Origin of the sequence: Peribacillus kribbensis DSM 17871, from assembly GCF_000430765.1 — a bacterium.
GTDB lineage: Bacteria > Bacillota > Bacilli > Bacillales > DSM-1321 > Paraperibacillus > Paraperibacillus kribbensis.
The window spans coordinates 253,105-270,317 of sequence record NZ_KE387241.1 but is presented as its reverse complement, the minus strand read 5'-3'; the positions used below and the strand labels follow the sequence as shown (position 1 = coordinate 270,317).

Sequence of the window (17,213 nt, the reverse complement as noted above, 5' to 3'; positions counted from 1 at the left end):
TCCTGAGGGAGGTTTTCGCTTGATTTCATTGGATCCGCGGGATATGGATGAAAGGGAGAATTATAAGTTTTTGATCGGCAGTGTCATCCCGAGGCCGGTGGCCCTGGTATCGACGCTGTCTGCGGAGGGTGTAGTAAACATTGCTCCGTTTAGTTATTTCAATATCGTCTGTGCTGATCCGCCGATGATTTCGGTATCTGTCCAAAGGAAGAGCGGGCAGATGAAAGACACCTCAAGAAATGCGCAGGAAACCGGTGAGATGGTGGTCCATATTACGGACGAAGAGATTGTGGAGGCTGCCAACGATACAGCCGTGGAGTACGAGTATAACCGGTCAGAGCTTGAGAAAGCTGATTTGTCCACAATTCCAAGTACCAAAGTAAAAGCACCCGGCATCAAGGAAGCAAAAGTGCGGCTGGAATGCAGGATCAAACAGATTATCCCGCTTGGGGGGAAGGAAGCAGAGCCAGGCTGTGATCTATTGATTGGAGAGGTGGTCCATTATCATATCAAAGATGAATTGTATGATAAGGGCCGAATTGACCCTCAGCTTCTAAAACCGGTCAGCAGGCTTGCTGGCAACAGCTATTCCAAGCTTGGCGGGATCTTTGATATTGAACGTCCTAAATATGAGTAAGATGTGGTTATCGGCTGCCGGAGGTTCTGGCAGCCTTGTTTGTCTTAGGGGAATGGGGAGCTTTTGAAGTGCGGGAATATTGCTGGATGCGGACACCTTTTAAGCTTAGCGATGGCAGGCTGTCCGAAGTGGATCTGAGTTCGGACAGCTTTTGAGACCAGGGTCCGCAATCTGTCCGAAGTGGATCTGAGTTCGGACAACTTTTGTGGTCAGGGTCCGCAAACTGTCCGAAGTGTATCTGAGTTCGGACACCTTTTGAGACTAGGTGCCGCAAACTGTCCGAAGTGGATCAGTGTTCGGACAACTTTTGAGAACCAGGGTCCGCAAACTGTCCGAAGTGGATCTGAGTTCGGACAGCTTTTGAGACCAGGGTCCGCAATCTGTCCGAAGTGGATCTGAGTTCGGACAGCTTTTGTGATCCGTTGACGAAATCAGTCCGAAGCTGCCAAGGTTCCTTCTCCTCCTGGAAAAGATTTGTCCATGTGCAATGATCCACTAACAACTCAATGAATCTGATTCCGCCCTATCGGAAACTTTCTGCGTTCCCGCCCATAATGTTCTATTCATGGTTGATATGATTTCTGACAATCCTGATGACGGTTAGAATCATGGCCAGAAATAGAAAGATGCAGGTGAGCATCCAGGTAAAGGCAAATATTTGGACAATGTTGAAAACCGCGGAATGATCCCCTGTTATCCCGGCCCATAAGAGGGGGGCTGAGCACAACAGGAAGGCGAATAGCAGCAGAAGTTTTTTCTGCTGTGTTCTTTTTTCCATGGCTGAGTATAGAAACCCAAATGCACCAAGTAAGATTCCCAATGTAAAAATAACTCTAAGAAATAGGATGATTGTCATAAAACGCCCTCTTATCTGTATGTAGTTCAAAGCCCCGGCTGTCAGGGAAGGCGGTATCCAGTTCGGCTTGCTGCTGACTGGCAGGCAATAATGTCGAGTCATCTTGCAGGGTGTGATGCACAGGAACTTTGTCTTATTCTATGAATATAGGGCTTTTTCCAAGCTATTCATAAATTTATTGTATAAGGCTGTGCGTCATGTTCCTTCACTGATTTTGGCCCTTATAATAGACTTCCCACAATCCTTGCGCAGTAAAACATCCATGCTCAGGGGTGAAATCCCCTTTGAGCGCCGTTTTTATCAACAAAAATGCTAAGTGAGTAAATAGTTATCACACTTTTTTGGGTATTCTGTTAAAATAACAAAAAAGACAAGAAAGGGAGCGACGATGAAAAGGAAAAAAGCAGATCGAGAAAATTGGAGCCGATTGCTTGCAAGTCAATTCCATAGCAGCAGATCTACTGATTATAACGGAATGTGGACCCGGATTGACTTCGAGAAGATCCGCGAGCCTCTGTTTGTCACCTACAATGGCATCACTCAATGCATCGTTGAGGAGGGATACAGCTGGATACAACTTTTTCCAGAAGGGGAACGTTACACAGTAACCGCCGTTGTTGATACCAAAGGGCGGATCATCCAATGGTATATGGATGTGTGCTGGCAGCATGGAATCGGTGATAATGGTATCCCCTGGTATGATGACTTATATCTCGATCTTGTAATTTTGCCTGACGGCGAGTATTTTATCCTTGATGAAGACGAGCTTGCCGATGCTCTCCAATCCAATGCTATAACAAAAGAACAATTTGATTCAGCTTACCAGACACTTTCCATGCTGATCGACATGCACAAATCAGGAAACTTCTTACTGTTAAAGGCCAGCGAAAATTATATCGGAAAAGGGGTCCGGGGAGCTGGAGTAAAATTAAGTTCGTATAAATAATAAGGGCACCAGGGTTTTCCCTGGTGCTTATTCATGATTCTTTTCTCCTTATTCATAGATCTACGGGCCATTTTTTGCGGGAATGAATGCCTGGCCATATTTTTATAATGAAGGGAGAACCTGAAAACAGCTTGAGAACCAGCTGAAAGTTTCCAGAACGTTGGGTTGGTAAGTGTTTTAGGCAAAAAAAGAGGGATAGACAACTTTCACTTGCATAAAGGAATTGAAACTAACTATAATTTTAGTGATGGAATATTCTGATAGTTATTTTATAAGGGGGTGATATTGAAATCTTTTGACTGTCAGGGGACTCAACCATTACAAGGGAGGGATTATTGGTGGAAGCAAGGAAGAAAAGGAATAATAATGTAAGCGATTACAGCTCTATTGTCCATTCAGAGACTTTTCAGAAATTATTAAGTGAGAAAAGAAAATTCATTGTACCTATGATTGTGTTTTTTCTCTGTTTTTATTTTGCACTTCCTATTTTAACTTCTTATACGACTGTTCTGAATCATTCCTTTATCGGAAGCATTACCTGGGCCTGGGTCTTCGCTTTCCTTCAGTTTGTCATGACCTGGGTGTTATGCATGGTCTATTCAAAGAAAGCAAGGAAGTTTGACGAAATGGCGGATAAAGTGATGGAAGAAAGAGGTGAAGCTGAATCGTGAATACAGCAGCTTTCAGTATGTTCCTTGTTATTGTGTTCGTGACCCTGATCATTACGTATTACGCTTCAAAAAAAACCAGCAATGCCAGTGAGTTTTACACAGCTGGTGGAGGCCTCACAGGCTGGCAGAATGGAATGGCCATTGCCGGCGATTATATGTCTGCTGCATCCTTTTTAGGGATTGCAGGTGCCGTCGCTTTAACAGGCTTTGATGGCTTTTTTTACAGCATAGGCTTCCTTGTTGCCTATCTTGTGGTTCTCTATTTAGTGGCTGAGCCGATGCGCAACCTTGGCAAGTATACGTTCGCCGATATGATTGCGGTCCGGTTCAATGCCAAAAAAATCCGCGGCTTTGCTGCGATGAATACAATTGCCATTTCGATTTTTTATATGATTGCCCAGCTGGTGGGCGCAGGAGCACTTATAAAATTACTTCTCGGATTAAACTATACTACCTCAGTTTTGATTGTCGGGGTCCTAATGACGGTATATGTGATCTTTGGCGGGATGCACGCCACAAGCTGGGTCCAGATTGTGAAGGCGGTCCTGCTTATGGGCGGCACACTCCTGATTTCCATCATTGTCCTTGCCAAATTTAATTTCAGCATAACAGGTATGTTTGACCAGATGAAAACCGCCACTCCGCTTAAAGAAGCGTTTTTGAATCCCGGTGTTAAATACAAAGATGGAATGGACACACTCTCCCTTAATATGGGGCTGGTTCTTGGAACGGCCGGCCTGCCGCACATCCTTGTCCGTTTTTTCACCGTCCGTGATGCGAAAACCGCTAGAGCTTCTGTCGTATTTGCTACGTGGATCATTGGAATCTTCTATGTAATGACAATCTTCCTTGGCTTTGGGGCCGCAGCCTTTGTCGGCACCGAAAAAATTACCGGGGCCAATGCAGCCGGAAATATGGCTGCGCCTTTATTGGCAAAGGCCCTTGGGGGCAATATGCTCTTTGCCTTTATTTCTGCAGTAGCATTTGCCACAATCCTGGCAGTGGTGGCAGGGCTTGTTCTTACAGCTGCCTCCGCATTTTCTCATGACTTTTATAATGAAATACTGAAGAAGGGAAAAGCCACAGAAGCCCAGCAGGTCAGGATGGCGAGATATGCATCGATTGGGGTATCCGTTCTCTCCATCATCCTGGCACTTGGAGCACAGAGCCTCAATGTGGCCTTCCTTGTGTCCCTGGCTTTCGCCGTAGCTGCAAGTGCGAATCTGCCGGTTATCATTTATACAATTTACTGGAAAAGATTTAATACCACAGGAGCCATTTGGGCGATGACGGTCGGCCTGATCTCGGCAGTCGGCCTTGTCCTCATCAGTCCAAATGTTTTCAGTCCAGTAGAAGGAGCCGCCATCTTTGTGGGAGACCCCATCTTCCCTTATACAACCCCTGGAATAGTTTCCATTCCACTGGGCTTCCTTGCAGGATATCTTGGCACCCTTTTCTCCAGCCAGAAAGCTGACGTGAAAAAATATGAAGAAGTATTGGTCAAGACCAACACAGGTGCGGGATTGGGATGACTGTTCCTATGTCCAAAAACGATTACAGCAAAAAGCGACTCTCAAAGTCGCTTTTTGTTTTGCGAAAGCACTAAGAGAAACAGCCCTTTTTTCTTTCATTAATTTTTAAATCCCTGTTATAGTTAAGGTATTGGTATTAGGGAGGCCTGTTATACGATGTATGCAGTTTTTTCAACGTTTGATGTAGCTGGAGAAAAGGCAGAAGAAGTGATCAATATTTATAAGAACCGTTCCCGAATGGTTGATCAGGCGCCGGGATTCGTGGATTTCTTTTTGCTGCAGAACGATAAGCGGCCCGGTGAATTGACTGTTCAGCTTTTATTCCAAAGCAAAGAGGACTATCTTCAGTGGGTGCGAAGCGAGGAATTTAAGAAAATTCACGAACTGGAGAAAAAATATCCTGATAAAGATCTTGCGGCAGTAATTCCCAAGGTTCAGCAATATAAGGTGGTGGCTCGATGATTGAAACTGCTATTCTAGCAGAAATCGTAACCGACAAAATCTATGAGTTGGACCCATCTCTTCATGAGAAGTACGGTGAGAAGGGAAAGAAAAAGTGCCTTGAGGATAATCATCACCACTTTAAGCATCTGCATACGGCGTGGGAGTTGAATAGATCAAAGTTCTTTACCGATTATGCCGTCTGGCTTGATGGCATCCTGACAAGGCATGGAATGACTACACAGCACCTTCTGGATAACTTTGATTTGATTGGACAAGTTTTAAGGGACCATCCTGAATCCGGCTCCCGCGAAATTGGCTCCTATTTGTCTTACTTATCAGAAGCCCGGAGCGTCCTTACAAAGGAGGCGGAAGGCAAATGAGAGAAATTTATAAAAGCTTTGCAGAGGCCCTGCTGAAAGGTGACCAGGAGGACGCTCTAAATATCGTCAAAAAAGTCCATTACTATAATCGGGCAGAGGCATTTCTTGATATTTTCACCCCTGCCATGCGATATATTGGGGATCTATGGGAAAATAATGATATTTCTGTTGCTGACGAGCATCTAGCAACAGCTGTCTGCGACTTTGTTTTATCACGTCTTTATCCGGCCAAGAGTTCATCATCGCAAGCTATGCTCAATAAGCGGGCTATGTTTTTATGCCTGGAAGGTGAACAGCACTATCTTGGACTGAAAATGGTCAGCAGTCTGTTTGAGGAAGCAGGCTGGAATACGAGATACCTCGGGCCCAATCTTCCTCTGGAGTATGCCTTGAAGCATGCCGCGGCCTGGCAGCCTGATGTCATTGGGTTATCCGTGACCATTGTCTACCATCTGCCCTTGCTGAAAACCTATGTAAAAGAGCTGTCTAAGTTATCCTTCAAGCCCGAAATCTTTGTGGGAGGAAGACTTGTAGGGACATACGATCTGCTTCCATATTGCAAAGAGGCTGTCCTTGTAAAAGACCTGAACGAACTGTATAAGATAATAGGACAGAAAGAACATGGAGAAAAATTAGATGCCTTATTATGATGAATACCTGCCTGTTCCCTATCTGAAAGTGGACAGCAACTTCAATATTATTGGAAATTCTCTCGAGGTTTTAAAGTACTTCGAGATTTCTCGTAACAAGCTTACGAGCCTTGTCGATGAAGGCAGTGTCGAAAAGCTTTATAATAATCTTTTCTTATCCAAGGACCGGAGGAAAATTGAACTAAACTTCCTCACAAAGTATGAAACGATAGAATTATTTGATGTATTTATATCCTTTGACTATGAGGACCACTGCCACATGGTCTTAATTCCAATCGGCCAGAAAATAGAGGTTTTGGAGGACAAGCTTCTTGGCCTGCAGAAAAGGCTCCTCTCCACAGACTTTGAATTGTATGAAAAGAAGGAGGAGCTGGAATCAGCCCTGGAACGGCAGAACGAGCTGTCCGGTCCGTTCATCCCGCTGTCACAGGAAATGGCTTTTGTTCCTTTGTTCGGCGATATTACCGGGGAGAAAATGAGGGTTTTAAATCCGGCTATTATCAAGCGCGCTTACGAAGGCAGCTATCAGACCATTTTATTTGATTTTACGGCCACGGGCAGGTTTGAAACCCATGGGATTGCCCTTCTCGGCGAATTGTTTCAAATGCTGAAAATCATCGGCAATGGTGCCATCAAAATCATTGGTTTGAATCCAAATCATGCGGTGCAGCTGAATGACAGCCTGACACATTGGCCTGTCCAATATGAGTCAACTCTGAAGCAGGTTATAAAGAAGGTACAGCTGAAACAGAAGAATAGACAAACACGCCTTAGTGACTAAAAGTATAGGGCGTGTTTTTTTATGGAGAAAAAATGGAAAAATTTCTTAAAATGAGATTGACAGCCAGGTGTATTACTTGTATAGTACAGATATACAGTGTATGAACTAAGTAGTACACACGCTAGGAGATGTTAGCATGAATATTACTTTTAATAACCGCGATCCCGTTTACCTGCAGGTGGTCCGGTATTTTAAAGAAGAAATTGCTGTCGGAAATCTGGAAGCCGGCCAGGAAATACCATCGCGGCGGGAGCTTGCAGGCATGCTGAAAATCAATCCAAATACAGCACAAAAAGCGTATAAAGAAATGGAGGAACAGGGATTGATCACAACAGAACGAAACTTTCCAAGTAAGATTACCACTGACGAGCGGGTGCTAAGCTCCGTTCGGGAGGAATTACTGCTGGAGGCCGTGAATGCATTTGTTGAGGCTGTCCGTCCGATCAAGGTGCCTTTGGATGAACTGCTGAAAAAGGTCAGCGAAAATTACTCCGAGCAGGAGAACGTATAGGAGGGTAAACCATGATAGAAGTAAAAGGACTGGTCAAAAAGTTTGGCAGGCGGAAGGTGCTGGACGGTGTGTCTTTCTCGGCGAATAAAGGGGAAATCACCTGTCTGATCGGCATCAACGGTGTAGGAAAAACCACCACGCTGAAGGCTATTATGGGATTGACTCCCTATCAGGGCGGTACGATTCTGGTGGATGAAGCTCCAGTAATAAAAGATACTTACGAGAAAATCACCTTCATACCGGATGCGGCCATCATGCCCCCATCCATGACGATTAAGGAAGCCTTTGAGTTTATGGATGACTTTTATAACAATTGGAATCCCGGGCGGGCAGCTGAGCTCCTGGAGTTTTTTAAACTGACTCCCGAGATGCGGATCTCCGAGCTTTCGAAAGGAAATACGGCAAAAATCAATCTTCTTTTGGGCCTTGCAATCGATGTGGATTACATATTGATGGATGAACCATTTTCAGGGATTGACATATTCAGCAGAGAGCAGATTGCTAATGTCTTCACCTCCCATTTGATCGAAGACAGAGGGGTCCTCATCACAACACATGAAATCAACGATATCGAACACTTAATCGACCGGGTTGTACTCCTGGATAATGGACGGGTGCTAAAGGAATTCAGTACAGAAGAAATGCGGTCCAGTGAAGGGAAATCCGTTGTGGATGTAATGAGAGAGGTGTACATGGGATGAACCGTTTTACAAAGCTGTTAAATTTTGAGCTTAAGAGATTCTCAAAGATTTATGCGGTATTGCTGGGATTGACCATACTAGTGCAGTTTTTGGGAACATATCTGATTTCCAGATCCTATATGTCAGATGCCCGGAAAGAAATGAGGTTAAATGTGCTGTCGCAGGCTGAATACATCATGAAGTTTGGATTGGTTGATTTTTCTAACAAAGTGATGAATTCATTATGGTTCGCAGCTCCCATTGCCATCTGCGCAGCTGCTTTAATTCTATATATATTCCTCATCTGGTACAGAGACTGGTCCGGAAAAAATACGTTTATTTACCGGCTTCTGATGCTTCCTGCTTCTAGATCGAGCATCTATTTTTCCAAAGCACTGGCAATCTTTTTAATGGTACTTGGGTTGGTAGGGGTTCAGCTTCTGATCTTCCCACTTGAGGTGGGTCTATTCAAAGCATTGGTGCCTGGAGCGTTTCGGAGAGATTTTCCTGTGCTGACACTTCTGCAGAATAACACGATTACCTCCGTGTTCCTGCCAAAAACGTTTGCAGCATTCCTTTTATACTATAGCCTTGGCCTGCTGGCTTTATTTAGTCTATTTACAGCTGTACTGCTTGAAAGAAGCTATCGGATTAAAGGAATTGTCCTTGGAATTCTATATTGTGCGGCGGTACTCATTATCCTGTTCGCACCTATTTTCATCTTGGAAACATTAGGGCTTGGAGATTATTTATATCCTGAGGAACTTCTCTCACTGGTATTGATTATCGGATTGATTTTATTGGGATGCACAATCTGGCTGGGCTGCAGATTGATTACAAAAAAGGTCTCAGTCTAAGGAGGGAAAGATATTGAAAAAATATTGGCGTCCAGGAGTGCTGCTTGTTTTGATTTTGCTGACTATAGGTACTTATTATGTACAAGCCGCCAATTCTACAAGCAAGCTTCCGCAGTATTATATAAAGAAAATATCAGGAAATGAGAATGAAATTAAAGACCTTGTAATTAATGGGTTTTATTCGGCCAATCAAAGATTAGAGGTTTCAAAAAATGGAACAGACTATGGAAATGATCGTTCACTTGTCGAGCAGATTATGGGAGCAGGATATTTTGATTCTACGATAAAAGAATTACAGCAGAAATACCGGAACTTTATGAGAGGCAAGCGGATGGAGGATTCCCTTTATGAAGACGACAGGCTGCTCGCCTATGCGGGTGTTAAGGATCAACATGATGAAAATAGCGGAGGGAGAGTCTATACCTTTAACATCGATGTTCTGAATAAGAAATCAGAAAACAAGATCACTTTCGAATCTCAGCTGAAGGACAGTCACAGATATTATATGGTGTCTGTCCAGGACGTTCAATATATCGATCGGGAGCTGAAGGTTTTAACCTCCAATTATATGAATGGTAATTCAAGTGATGAGGAATTTCATGTGTACACGTTTGATATCCCAGCAAAGAAATTGATTGGAGACCAAACGTTATTCTCAAATGAAAAGGCACCAGCTGATATGAAGCTCCATCACCAGATAGTGAATTCCGAAAACCATATTAAGCCTAACAAATATATTGTGTTTAAAAATTACCTGACAAAGAAAACGGAAGAAGATATCCCATCTGGGAAGAGCAGCTTCTCTTTTTATGATTATATGGATGATAGTACAGGGGAATTAAACATTCCAAAAGATGTTTTGGAGAATCAAAGCAATGAAATCGAGCCTTATTATGAAGAGTCTGACATCTATTTAGGGCAGATACTAAAGGATCAACTTAAGATCAGTGCAGTTAATCTGAGTAATGGAAAACTTGATAACGAGGTTGTCTTACCGCACAAGAATGGTGAAGGAGATAGCATCCAAACGTGGAGTATATTTGCCGGCGGCAAATCCTATCTCCTTTTTAAACAAGGAAATGATCTAGGAGGAGAGACACCTGTATACGACCTTTATGCTGCTGACCTTGATACGCAGTCCATTGTCTATCATGGAGAACTAAAGGAAAAAGGAAATAAGGACAGCCGCTTGAAGCAATTAGAATTGTATGGTTTAAAAATAAAATAACAGAATCAGGCATTCCAGCCCGGAATGCCTTTTTTCTAAGAAAAAAGGACAAGTTATGATAAAGTAGAGGGAAGAGATAGATACTAAAAATGATGGTATAGCCGTCCAACTCTGGATGACGGCATCCTCAAATATATCAAATGACCGCCATGAGGCTGCTTAAACAATAGAGAACGAAGCTTAGCAGATATGAACGCCAAAATGGAAGGAGTTATGCACATCATGAAGCATAAAATTGCATTTGTGGAATGGGAAAAAGAATGCGAGGATGGAGCCTGCTGTGAATATGGGACAAAGCTTTTTGTCGACGGAAAAAAGGTTCTGGACAGTGTGACGCCTGTTAAGGCTGTAAGAGCTGTACTCAATGAGCTTGGGATCGAGTATGAAATTGAACAAAAATATGATGACTAAAAGCAGCCGGCCGGCTGCTTTTTTCTATCCGTTTTATTAAGGCTTCGGTAGATTTAGCCTTTTAATGCAAGACATTTTTTACAAAACAGAAAGTACACGCCCTAGATAACTTGGCATAATCACCCGGGGGACGAGCATAAGCTTATTACAAAGATCTTCAAAGGGGGATTCAAGAGTGATGAAAAAAACTTTCCTTCCTGCTGCTTGTGTCGCGGGACTGCTTGCCTTTGCTGCGTTTATGGAAACTCCCGGTACAGACCGGGACAGCAAAGCGGGGTCTCTTCAGGTATCCCTCGATCCATCTGCCGGGCAGAAGGAGCAGAAAGTCATGAACCTTCCCTTTATGGAAAGCCGTCTCGTTGATACCTCAGAAGATCATGGCTATCTCGTTGAGAAGTACGAAGAGTATGAAATATATACTGACCTGAACGGAACTGTTGTAAAGGAAGAGCCTACAGGGAAATTTGAATACCTTCGATACAAGGAATGATTTTTAGAAGGATCGTGTATCTTTTTCCACCCTGGTAATTCGTAAGGCAAAACCTTCATACCATTCCTCCCGCCCCCTCTTTTTTGCTGCTTTATGGACGGAATGATTCCTCCATTCATTGATCGCATCGAGGCTTTTCCAATATGACACCGTTATACCTGCACCGGTCTCATCCCGTACACTCTCCATCCCTAAAAAACCATCCTCACCCTGCACTAGCTCCGCAAGCTTTTCAGACATCCCTCCATACCCCTTATCGCCCTCCGTCCTCTTTGAAGTAAAAATCACCGCATAATATGGCGGCTCAGGCGTATCAGCAAAAAGACCCATTTTAAAAACCTCCTCCTACATACCCTTTTAAACTACTATATCAGCTTGACGGGAAATCATGCTGGGAAATGGGGACCATCCTCAGTTTTTTTGGAATAAAAAGGAGGCTGTTCGATAAGTCCCTAAACAAAAGGAGGTGGAGAAGACTTTTTGTTTTTCTCCACCTAGGATGTTTCTTCATTCTAAAATCCAACATTCAGATGCATTAACAAGGCTTGTATTTCTAATAAAGGAACTCGTCCATTACTATGGCATCTTTAAATCAAAAAAAGGACGTCCGGAAAGCAGGTTTACCTGACTTCTGGACGCCCTTTTTCATTCATATTTATTTTTGTCCTTTTAGCGGAAGCCAGGCAAGGACGTCCTGGATGGTTTTGTCCCAGAAGCCCCATTCATGTTCTCCCGGTTCAAACAGGGAGGTGAGAGGGTAGCCGGAGCGTTCACAGTGCTCTTTAAAGCGGACATTGCCCTGGTAGAGGAAGTCCTCTGTGCCGCAGGCCTGGTAAAGCATCGGCCTGTCTTTGCGGTCCGTGTTTTTCTCGATGAGCGAGAAAAGATCGTGTTCAGTCCCTTTAACTTCTTCATTACCAAAAACCAGGTCCAGCACAGGCTGCAGCCTGTCTTCTTTCTGAACAGCTGCGATGTCGGTAACTCCTGACAGACTTGCAGCAGCGCTTATTTGGTCCGGCCGGTTTAATGCCCATTTCAAGGCACCATAGCCACCCATCGAAAGCCCTGCGACGAAATTGTCCTCTCTCTTTTCAGAAAGAGGAAAAAAGGAGCGGGCAATAAAAGGGAGTTCCTCCGTTAAAAAAGTCCAGAATTTATTGCCGTATTTCATATCGGTGTAGAAGCTGTGATGAACCTGCGGCATCACGACAGCAAGACCCAGTGGAGCCGCATACCTCTCTATGGATGTTCTTCTGGTCCAGATGCTGTCATCGTCACTCAGCCCATGAAGAAGATAGAGAGTCTGATGTTTGCCGGATGTCATCTTATTTTCCATACCGATCTGGGACTGAGTCTGCTGCGGGAGCAGGACCGTCATGGAGGTGCTTAAGTTTAGTACTTCTGAATAGAATCGGCAGGTTAGGAGTGCCACAATATCCTTCCTTTCAGCATAGATATGTAGTACTCCTATATTACTATTTTCAGAATTTATTTTCTATTTTGAGCTCGTGAATCCAGGAACCAGACAATCACACATATTCCGATGATGATGGCAGCGGCAGCAAACATGGTACCGCCTGCGTGGATGAGAAGGACCAATAGGAACAAGCAGGCCAGGTAAAAGTGAATCTGCCTGATCAGCTTCTTGCTGCGGAGCTTTTTAAACAGCCATCCGTAGACAGCCAGCGTCAGCAGGATGAGGATAGAGGAAATCCCTGTTAATACATGCTCATCCTGGAATTCCTTGAGCAGAAAATAGACTCCATGGACCGCAGCAGCGATCAGCCCTGCCCAGCCGATATAGGTATGGAATTTATGAAGATATCTTCCCGCTATTTTGATATACGATAGGGGAGATTTAAGCTTTTTCTTAAAATAAAACCATAAAAAGTTTAAGGCACCTGCATAGACAGCTATAGTACCCAGGAATTTAAATGCTTCCTTCAGATTATCCTTCTCATGGCGAAAGCTTCCTGCTGGCCCGCCATTCTTAAAAGGGCCAGAAGGTTGATGTTCCAGGCCGTGTCTTGCAGCCAGCAGGGAATAAAGAATGAGCAGCAGGCATGCAGCGGCAGCTATTAGTGCGGGATAGATCAGGCTTTTTGATTTCATAGGACTCCTTCTTCTCTGTCTTTTTAGATGAGTGTATCAGATGTTCATTAAAACCTCCTTAAAATCCTATTAAAAAGCTGTTTTAATGAAACTGAATATAGGATTCCTCCGCAAGATGAAAAAAATGACGATATTCTTCTGTTTAAAAAGGGTACGTTAGAAAACAGGGAATTGTCTTGCGGAAAAGAAGTCACTAAAAAACCGGGAAAATGTCGGGATTTTCTCTTTGACAATTTGATATTTATGGATATATAATTGGCACAACCGAAAAAAGTTTCCCTAGAGAAACTTTTTAAGACGACTCAAAGAAAGCAGGTGAAATTCATGCCTGGAGAACAAGCAGTATGGAAAGAAGCCAAAGGCATAAAGCAGATTCTGCCGTTTTTAGGGCCAGCGTTCATAGCCGCCGTGGCTTATATAGATCCAGGAAATTATGCAACAAATATAACCGCAGGATCCTCCTATGGATATACATTATTATGGGTAATCGCTGCCTCCAACCTAATGGCGGTACTGATTCAGGCACTCTCTGCCAAGCTTGGGATTGCGACCGGCAAAAATCTTCCCGAGCTCTGCCGGGAGCGCTTTTCCAAAAAGACTTCGGTTTTCTTATGGATCCAGGCAGAGATCGTCATTATGGCCACAGATCTCGCCGAATTCATCGGAGCGGCACTCGGCCTGTATTTATTATTGGGGATTCCGCTGATTGGCTCTGCCCTCATTGCGGCAGCCGGTTCATTCGCGATCCTCGAAATCCAGAGACGCGGCATGAGGTCTCTCGAGTTTCTCATAACAGCCATGATTCTTGTGGTGGTGGTGGCTTTTGGCATCCAGGTATTCGATGCAAAGCCCGACGGCCACTCAGTCCTGGCAGGCTTGTTTACTCCTAAGTTCGAGGGAGTCAACAGCGTCCTCTTATCAGCAGGAATGCTTGGAGCTACCGTCATGCCCCATGCGATCTATCTGCACTCTGCCCTTACCCAGAGAAGGATACAGGGAACGAATGATGAAGAGAGAAAGAGAATTTTTCATTTTGAATTGGCGGATGTAATCATTGCCATGATCTTCGCGGGAGCGATTAATGCCAGCATGCTGATCGTGTCTGCCGCCATTTTCAATAAGAACGGCCTGAACATAGAAGACTTGGATGTGGCCTATCACCAATTTGGGCATATTCTTGGCCCGTTTACTGCTGTCTGCTTTGGGGTGGGGCTGCTTTTTGCGGGCCTCTCAAGTTCATCGGTCGGAACCATGTCGGGCGATATTATCATGCAGGGCTTTATCAAGAGGAGAATTCCTATCTATCTAAGGCGCTTCATCACCATGATCCCGCCTCTTGCCATCATCATAGTGGGAGTCAATCCTTCCAAGGCCCTTGTGATAAGCCAGGTAGTACTTTCTTTTGGAATTGCGTTTGCCCTCGTGCCGCTGATCATGTTTACCAGCAGCAAAAAAATCATGGGCAGTCTCGTCAATCATCGGGTCACCACACTGGTCTCATGGGTTATTGCAGTATTGATTGTCGGCTTGAATCTATTTCTGTTATATGAAACATTTTTTGGCTGACGCTGATTTTCAGCCTGATATATAATCCTACGGAAGCGGCCTTGTGCCGCTTTTTATTTTGGTCTTTAAAAGGATATTTCAAATTTTTGTCAAATTATAGGGAGGTGGTAGAAAGGAGGAGGGTATATGTAGACACTGCCGACGGTTTATGTGGATAATAACTTACTAGAGACAATCCAGGAAAAAAGACGGTACATTTGAGCTGACAATCACAAAGGAATTTACGTTAGATTGATTGTTTAGGATAAAGAATGCGTAAACTTAATATAATATTAACCTGATATTGATGGTAACTTCCATTGAAAAATGCTAGAATTCATGGAGAGAAAATTGATATCTAAGTAAAGAAAGTTGGTTCAGCATGAGTGAACATATCATTGCTTTCATCCTTGGTGTGGTTGAAGGCTTGACAGAATTCCTGCCGGTTTCGTCTACAGGGCACTTGATCCTGGCCGGCCATTTATTAGGATTTGAGGGGCAGAAAGCCGCAACATTTGAAGTCATTATCCAGCTTGGATCCATGCTTGCAGTTCTTGTTTTGTTCTGGAGGAGATACTTATCTCTGCTAAACTTTAAGACAATCGGCAAGTCCCACAAGAAATTGGATATCATCCATATAATATTGGGTGTTCTGCCTGCTGCTTTGGTTGGGCTGATTCTCCATGATTTTATTAAAAATGTGCTGTTTTCTCCAAAAGTTGTAGTAGTCAGCCTTATCTTGGGAGCCATCCTGATGATTTTTGCTGAAAAGAAGCACGGCCGCTTTACAGCCTCGACTGTCGATGAACTAAGCTACATGCAGGCACTTTCCATTGGATTGTTCCAATGCCTCGCTGTTATTCCCGGATTTTCCCGAGCAGGGTCAACCATTTCAGGAGGGCTGCTATCAAGGGCCGACCACAAAACATCCGCAGAGTTTTCCTTCCTTGTGGCCCTGCCGATCATGGTAGGAGCAACAGGACTTGACCTCATTAAAAGTCTGGATTTCCTGCATACAAACGATATTCCCATGTTTGCGATTGGTTTTATCACCGCATTTGTCGTAGCGATGCTTGTGGCAGTCATCTTCCTGAAGCTGATTGGAAAAATCGGTTTGTCTATTTTTGCGTATTATCGCATTGTTCTGGCTGTATTGTTTACGATTTTTGTTATTATGTAAGAGAAAAGGCGCTGCGGTTGCAGTGCCTTTTTTTTACGGATGCCGCTTCATGGAGGGGAGCTGGATAAAAATCCTGGTACCTGCTCCTGCCTCACTTTCAGCCCGGATTCTTCCCCTGTGCAGTTCAACGATCCACTTTGCAATAGAAAGCCCCAGGCCTGTCCCCTCAAATTTTCTGGTCCTTGTCTTATCGCCCCTAAAAAAACGGTCAAATATGAAAGGCAAATCCTCTTTTGGAATCCCGGCGCCACTGTCTATTATGGAAATATATACAGCCCCGCCTTTCACATTGGAAAAAAGAGCGATCTCCCCTCCTGCAGATGTATACTTCAGTGAATTATCCAAAATAATCATGATTAATTGATAAAGCCTTTCTTCATTCCCCTGAACATTAACATATTCTTCAATGGTGGAAGTAAAATGAATATCCTTTAGAAAAGCGAATTCGGAAAAATCGCTGGCAGCTTTGTGTAATAAATCACTTAAGTTCACATTACTAAAGGCCATTTCGAGTTGATTGGAATCTGACCGGGCCAATGCGAGTAAATCGGAAACCATTTTCGCCATATAATTAATTTCACTGATCGCCTGTGAAATATTCTGACTTTCTTCCTCAATGCTGCTTTTAGGATGGCGGAACAAGCGCTCCAGGTTGAGCTTCATCACAGCAAGAGGGGTACGCAGTTCATGGGAGGCATCCGTCACGAATTGGGTCTGTTTATTCCAGGCTCTATTAATCGGAACCAATGCTTTATTTGCTAAGAAATACCCCGCCAGGAGGGAGACCGCGATGGAAATAAGACTCCCCAGCTCTATGAAAACACGGAGGTGCTCAAGCATTTCTCTTTCACGTTTAAGGTTATAGACCAATTGGATTCTTTTTACATATTCCCGGCTGCCGCCTATCAGCAAAAATCGATGTATGGCAACATCAATGATCCTGTAGTCCATCCCATTGATTCGGACATTCTTTGGTGAAGCAGCTCTTTCTTTTGAAAGGTACTTTTTTGTTTCCCCGGATATATAATCCTGTGGAAATTCTCCTTGAAGTGTGCCGCCATGCCCCCAGATCAAATAAACAATCCGATTGTCGTCATTGTCTTCATCAGGATGAACCAGTTTGGAATATTCACGGGTATGCTCCCTGGCTATGTGTGTTTGGATGTGATTAAGTGTTTCATCCACCTGCCTATCCAAGCGGTGCTGCATATAGAAATAAAGAAATGTTCCAAAGCTTGCTAAAATGATAAAGAGTACCATGGAATTCAGAAGCACTAGTTGCTGCTGGGTTCTTTTGAACAT

At 43.8% G+C, this 17,213-nt stretch carries 21 protein-coding genes; 16 read left to right on the top strand and 5 right to left on the bottom strand.

Features of this window, described 5'->3' with window-relative positions:
* Nucleotides 1–19: 19 nt before the first annotated feature.
* The gene (locus tag H539_RS0121640) at nucleotides 20–637 is read left to right on the top strand and encodes a flavin reductase family protein (RefSeq protein WP_026695255.1); all 618 of its coding nucleotides are present in this window, start codon (nucleotides 20–22) and stop codon (nucleotides 635–637) included.
* A gap of 559 nt (nucleotides 638–1,196) precedes the next feature.
* Here H539_RS0121640 and H539_RS0121630 read toward each other — a convergent pair.
* Nucleotides 1,197–1,493: a hypothetical protein gene (locus H539_RS0121630; protein ID WP_026695254.1), complete on the bottom strand. Its 297-nt coding sequence runs from the start codon at nucleotides 1,491–1,493 to the stop codon at nucleotides 1,197–1,199.
* Nucleotides 1,494–1,881: 388 nt separating this feature from the next.
* On the opposite strand from H539_RS0121630, the gene H539_RS29355 reads away from it, so the two are divergent.
* The 13 genes from H539_RS29355 to H539_RS0121565 all read left to right on the top strand — a co-directional run bounded on the left by H539_RS29355 (nucleotide 1,882) and on the right by H539_RS0121565 (nucleotide 11,074).
* A complete protein-coding gene (locus tag H539_RS29355; protein ID WP_051348732.1) occupies nucleotides 1,882–2,439 on the top strand; it encodes a ribonuclease FAU-1 family protein in 558 nt (185 codons plus the stop codon).
* Nucleotides 2,440–2,777: 338 nt separating this feature from the next.
* Nucleotides 2,778–3,110 (top strand): DUF485 domain-containing protein, encoded by a 333-nt coding sequence (locus tag H539_RS0121620; RefSeq protein ID WP_026695253.1) that lies wholly within the window; start codon nucleotides 2,778–2,780, stop codon nucleotides 3,108–3,110.
* The gene (locus H539_RS0121615) at nucleotides 3,107–4,642 is read left to right on the top strand and encodes a solute symporter family protein (RefSeq protein ID WP_026695252.1); all 1,536 of its coding nucleotides are present in this window, start codon (nucleotides 3,107–3,109) and stop codon (nucleotides 4,640–4,642) included. The genes H539_RS0121620 and H539_RS0121615 overlap by 4 nt, the downstream gene beginning before the upstream one ends.
* A 156-nt stretch (nucleotides 4,643–4,798) precedes the next feature.
* Complete coding sequence (locus H539_RS0121610) at nucleotides 4,799–5,104, top strand: antibiotic biosynthesis monooxygenase family protein (RefSeq protein ID WP_026695251.1); 306 nt, start codon at nucleotides 4,799–4,801, stop codon at nucleotides 5,102–5,104.
* Nucleotides 5,101–5,466 (top strand): hypothetical protein, encoded by a 366-nt coding sequence (locus tag H539_RS0121605; RefSeq protein ID WP_026695250.1) that lies wholly within the window; start codon nucleotides 5,101–5,103, stop codon nucleotides 5,464–5,466. Before H539_RS0121610 ends, H539_RS0121605 begins: the two co-directional genes overlap by 4 nt.
* The gene (locus H539_RS0121600; protein ID WP_026695249.1) at nucleotides 5,463–6,116 is read left to right on the top strand and encodes a cobalamin B12-binding domain-containing protein; all 654 of its coding nucleotides are present in this window, start codon (nucleotides 5,463–5,465) and stop codon (nucleotides 6,114–6,116) included. The genes H539_RS0121605 and H539_RS0121600 overlap by 4 nt, the downstream gene beginning before the upstream one ends.
* Entirely contained in the window at nucleotides 6,103–6,897 is a 795-nt protein-coding gene (locus tag H539_RS29350; RefSeq protein WP_051348731.1) for an STAS domain-containing protein, read from the top strand. The genes H539_RS0121600 and H539_RS29350 overlap by 14 nt, the downstream gene beginning before the upstream one ends.
* Nucleotides 6,898–7,033: 136 nt before the next feature.
* Nucleotides 7,034–7,408 (top strand): GntR family transcriptional regulator, encoded by a 375-nt coding sequence (locus H539_RS0121590; protein WP_026695248.1) that lies wholly within the window; start codon nucleotides 7,034–7,036, stop codon nucleotides 7,406–7,408.
* A gap of 11 nt (nucleotides 7,409–7,419) precedes the next feature.
* Nucleotides 7,420–8,109 carry an ABC transporter ATP-binding protein gene (locus tag H539_RS0121585; RefSeq protein WP_026695247.1) on the top strand — a complete coding sequence of 230 codons (690 nt, stop codon included), beginning with the start codon at nucleotides 7,420–7,422 and terminating at the stop codon, nucleotides 8,107–8,109.
* Entirely contained in the window at nucleotides 8,106–8,945 is an 840-nt protein-coding gene (locus H539_RS0121580) for a hypothetical protein (RefSeq protein WP_026695246.1), read from the top strand. Before H539_RS0121585 ends, H539_RS0121580 begins: the two co-directional genes overlap by 4 nt.
* Before the next feature lie 13 nt (nucleotides 8,946–8,958).
* A complete protein-coding gene (locus H539_RS0121575; protein ID WP_026695245.1) occupies nucleotides 8,959–10,173 on the top strand; it encodes a hypothetical protein in 1,215 nt (404 codons plus the stop codon).
* 222 nt (nucleotides 10,174–10,395) lie between these two features.
* On the top strand, nucleotides 10,396–10,584 hold the full coding sequence (locus H539_RS0121570; protein ID WP_026695244.1) for a hypothetical protein: 189 nt from the start codon (nucleotides 10,396–10,398) through the stop codon (nucleotides 10,582–10,584).
* Nucleotides 10,585–10,759: 175 nt separating this feature from the next.
* On the top strand, nucleotides 10,760–11,074 hold the full coding sequence (locus H539_RS0121565) for a hypothetical protein (protein WP_026695243.1): 315 nt from the start codon (nucleotides 10,760–10,762) through the stop codon (nucleotides 11,072–11,074).
* A gap of 3 nt (nucleotides 11,075–11,077) precedes the next feature.
* Here H539_RS0121565 and H539_RS0121560 read toward each other — a convergent pair whose 3' ends face one another.
* From H539_RS0121560 to H539_RS0121545, 3 genes are all read right to left on the bottom strand, one after another.
* Entirely contained in the window at nucleotides 11,078–11,404 is a 327-nt protein-coding gene (locus H539_RS0121560; RefSeq protein WP_026695242.1) for an antibiotic biosynthesis monooxygenase family protein, read from the bottom strand.
* Between the two features lie 325 nt (nucleotides 11,405–11,729).
* Nucleotides 11,730–12,506 (bottom strand): alpha/beta hydrolase, encoded by a 777-nt coding sequence (locus tag H539_RS0121550; protein ID WP_026695241.1) that lies wholly within the window; start codon nucleotides 12,504–12,506, stop codon nucleotides 11,730–11,732.
* A gap of 56 nt (nucleotides 12,507–12,562) precedes the next feature.
* A complete protein-coding gene (locus H539_RS0121545; RefSeq protein WP_026695240.1) occupies nucleotides 12,563–13,186 on the bottom strand; it encodes a hypothetical protein in 624 nt (207 codons plus the stop codon).
* Nucleotides 13,187–13,441: 255 nt separating this feature from the next.
* Here H539_RS0121545 and H539_RS29345 point away from each other — a divergent pair, with 255 nt between their 5' ends.
* Nucleotides 13,442–14,752, top strand: coding sequence for an Nramp family divalent metal transporter (locus tag H539_RS29345; RefSeq protein ID WP_281171457.1), 1,311 nt, complete (start codon nucleotides 13,442–13,444; stop codon nucleotides 14,750–14,752).
* A gap of 361 nt (nucleotides 14,753–15,113) precedes the next feature.
* Nucleotides 15,114–15,911 carry an undecaprenyl-diphosphate phosphatase gene (gene bacA, locus H539_RS0121535; RefSeq protein WP_026695239.1) on the top strand — a complete coding sequence of 266 codons (798 nt, stop codon included), beginning with the start codon at nucleotides 15,114–15,116 and terminating at the stop codon, nucleotides 15,909–15,911.
* Between the two features lie 33 nt (nucleotides 15,912–15,944).
* Here the strand turns inward: bacA and H539_RS0121530 are convergent, their stop codons facing one another.
* The gene (locus H539_RS0121530) at nucleotides 15,945–17,213 is read right to left on the bottom strand and encodes a sensor histidine kinase (RefSeq protein WP_026695238.1); all 1,269 of its coding nucleotides are present in this window, start codon (nucleotides 17,211–17,213) and stop codon (nucleotides 15,945–15,947) included.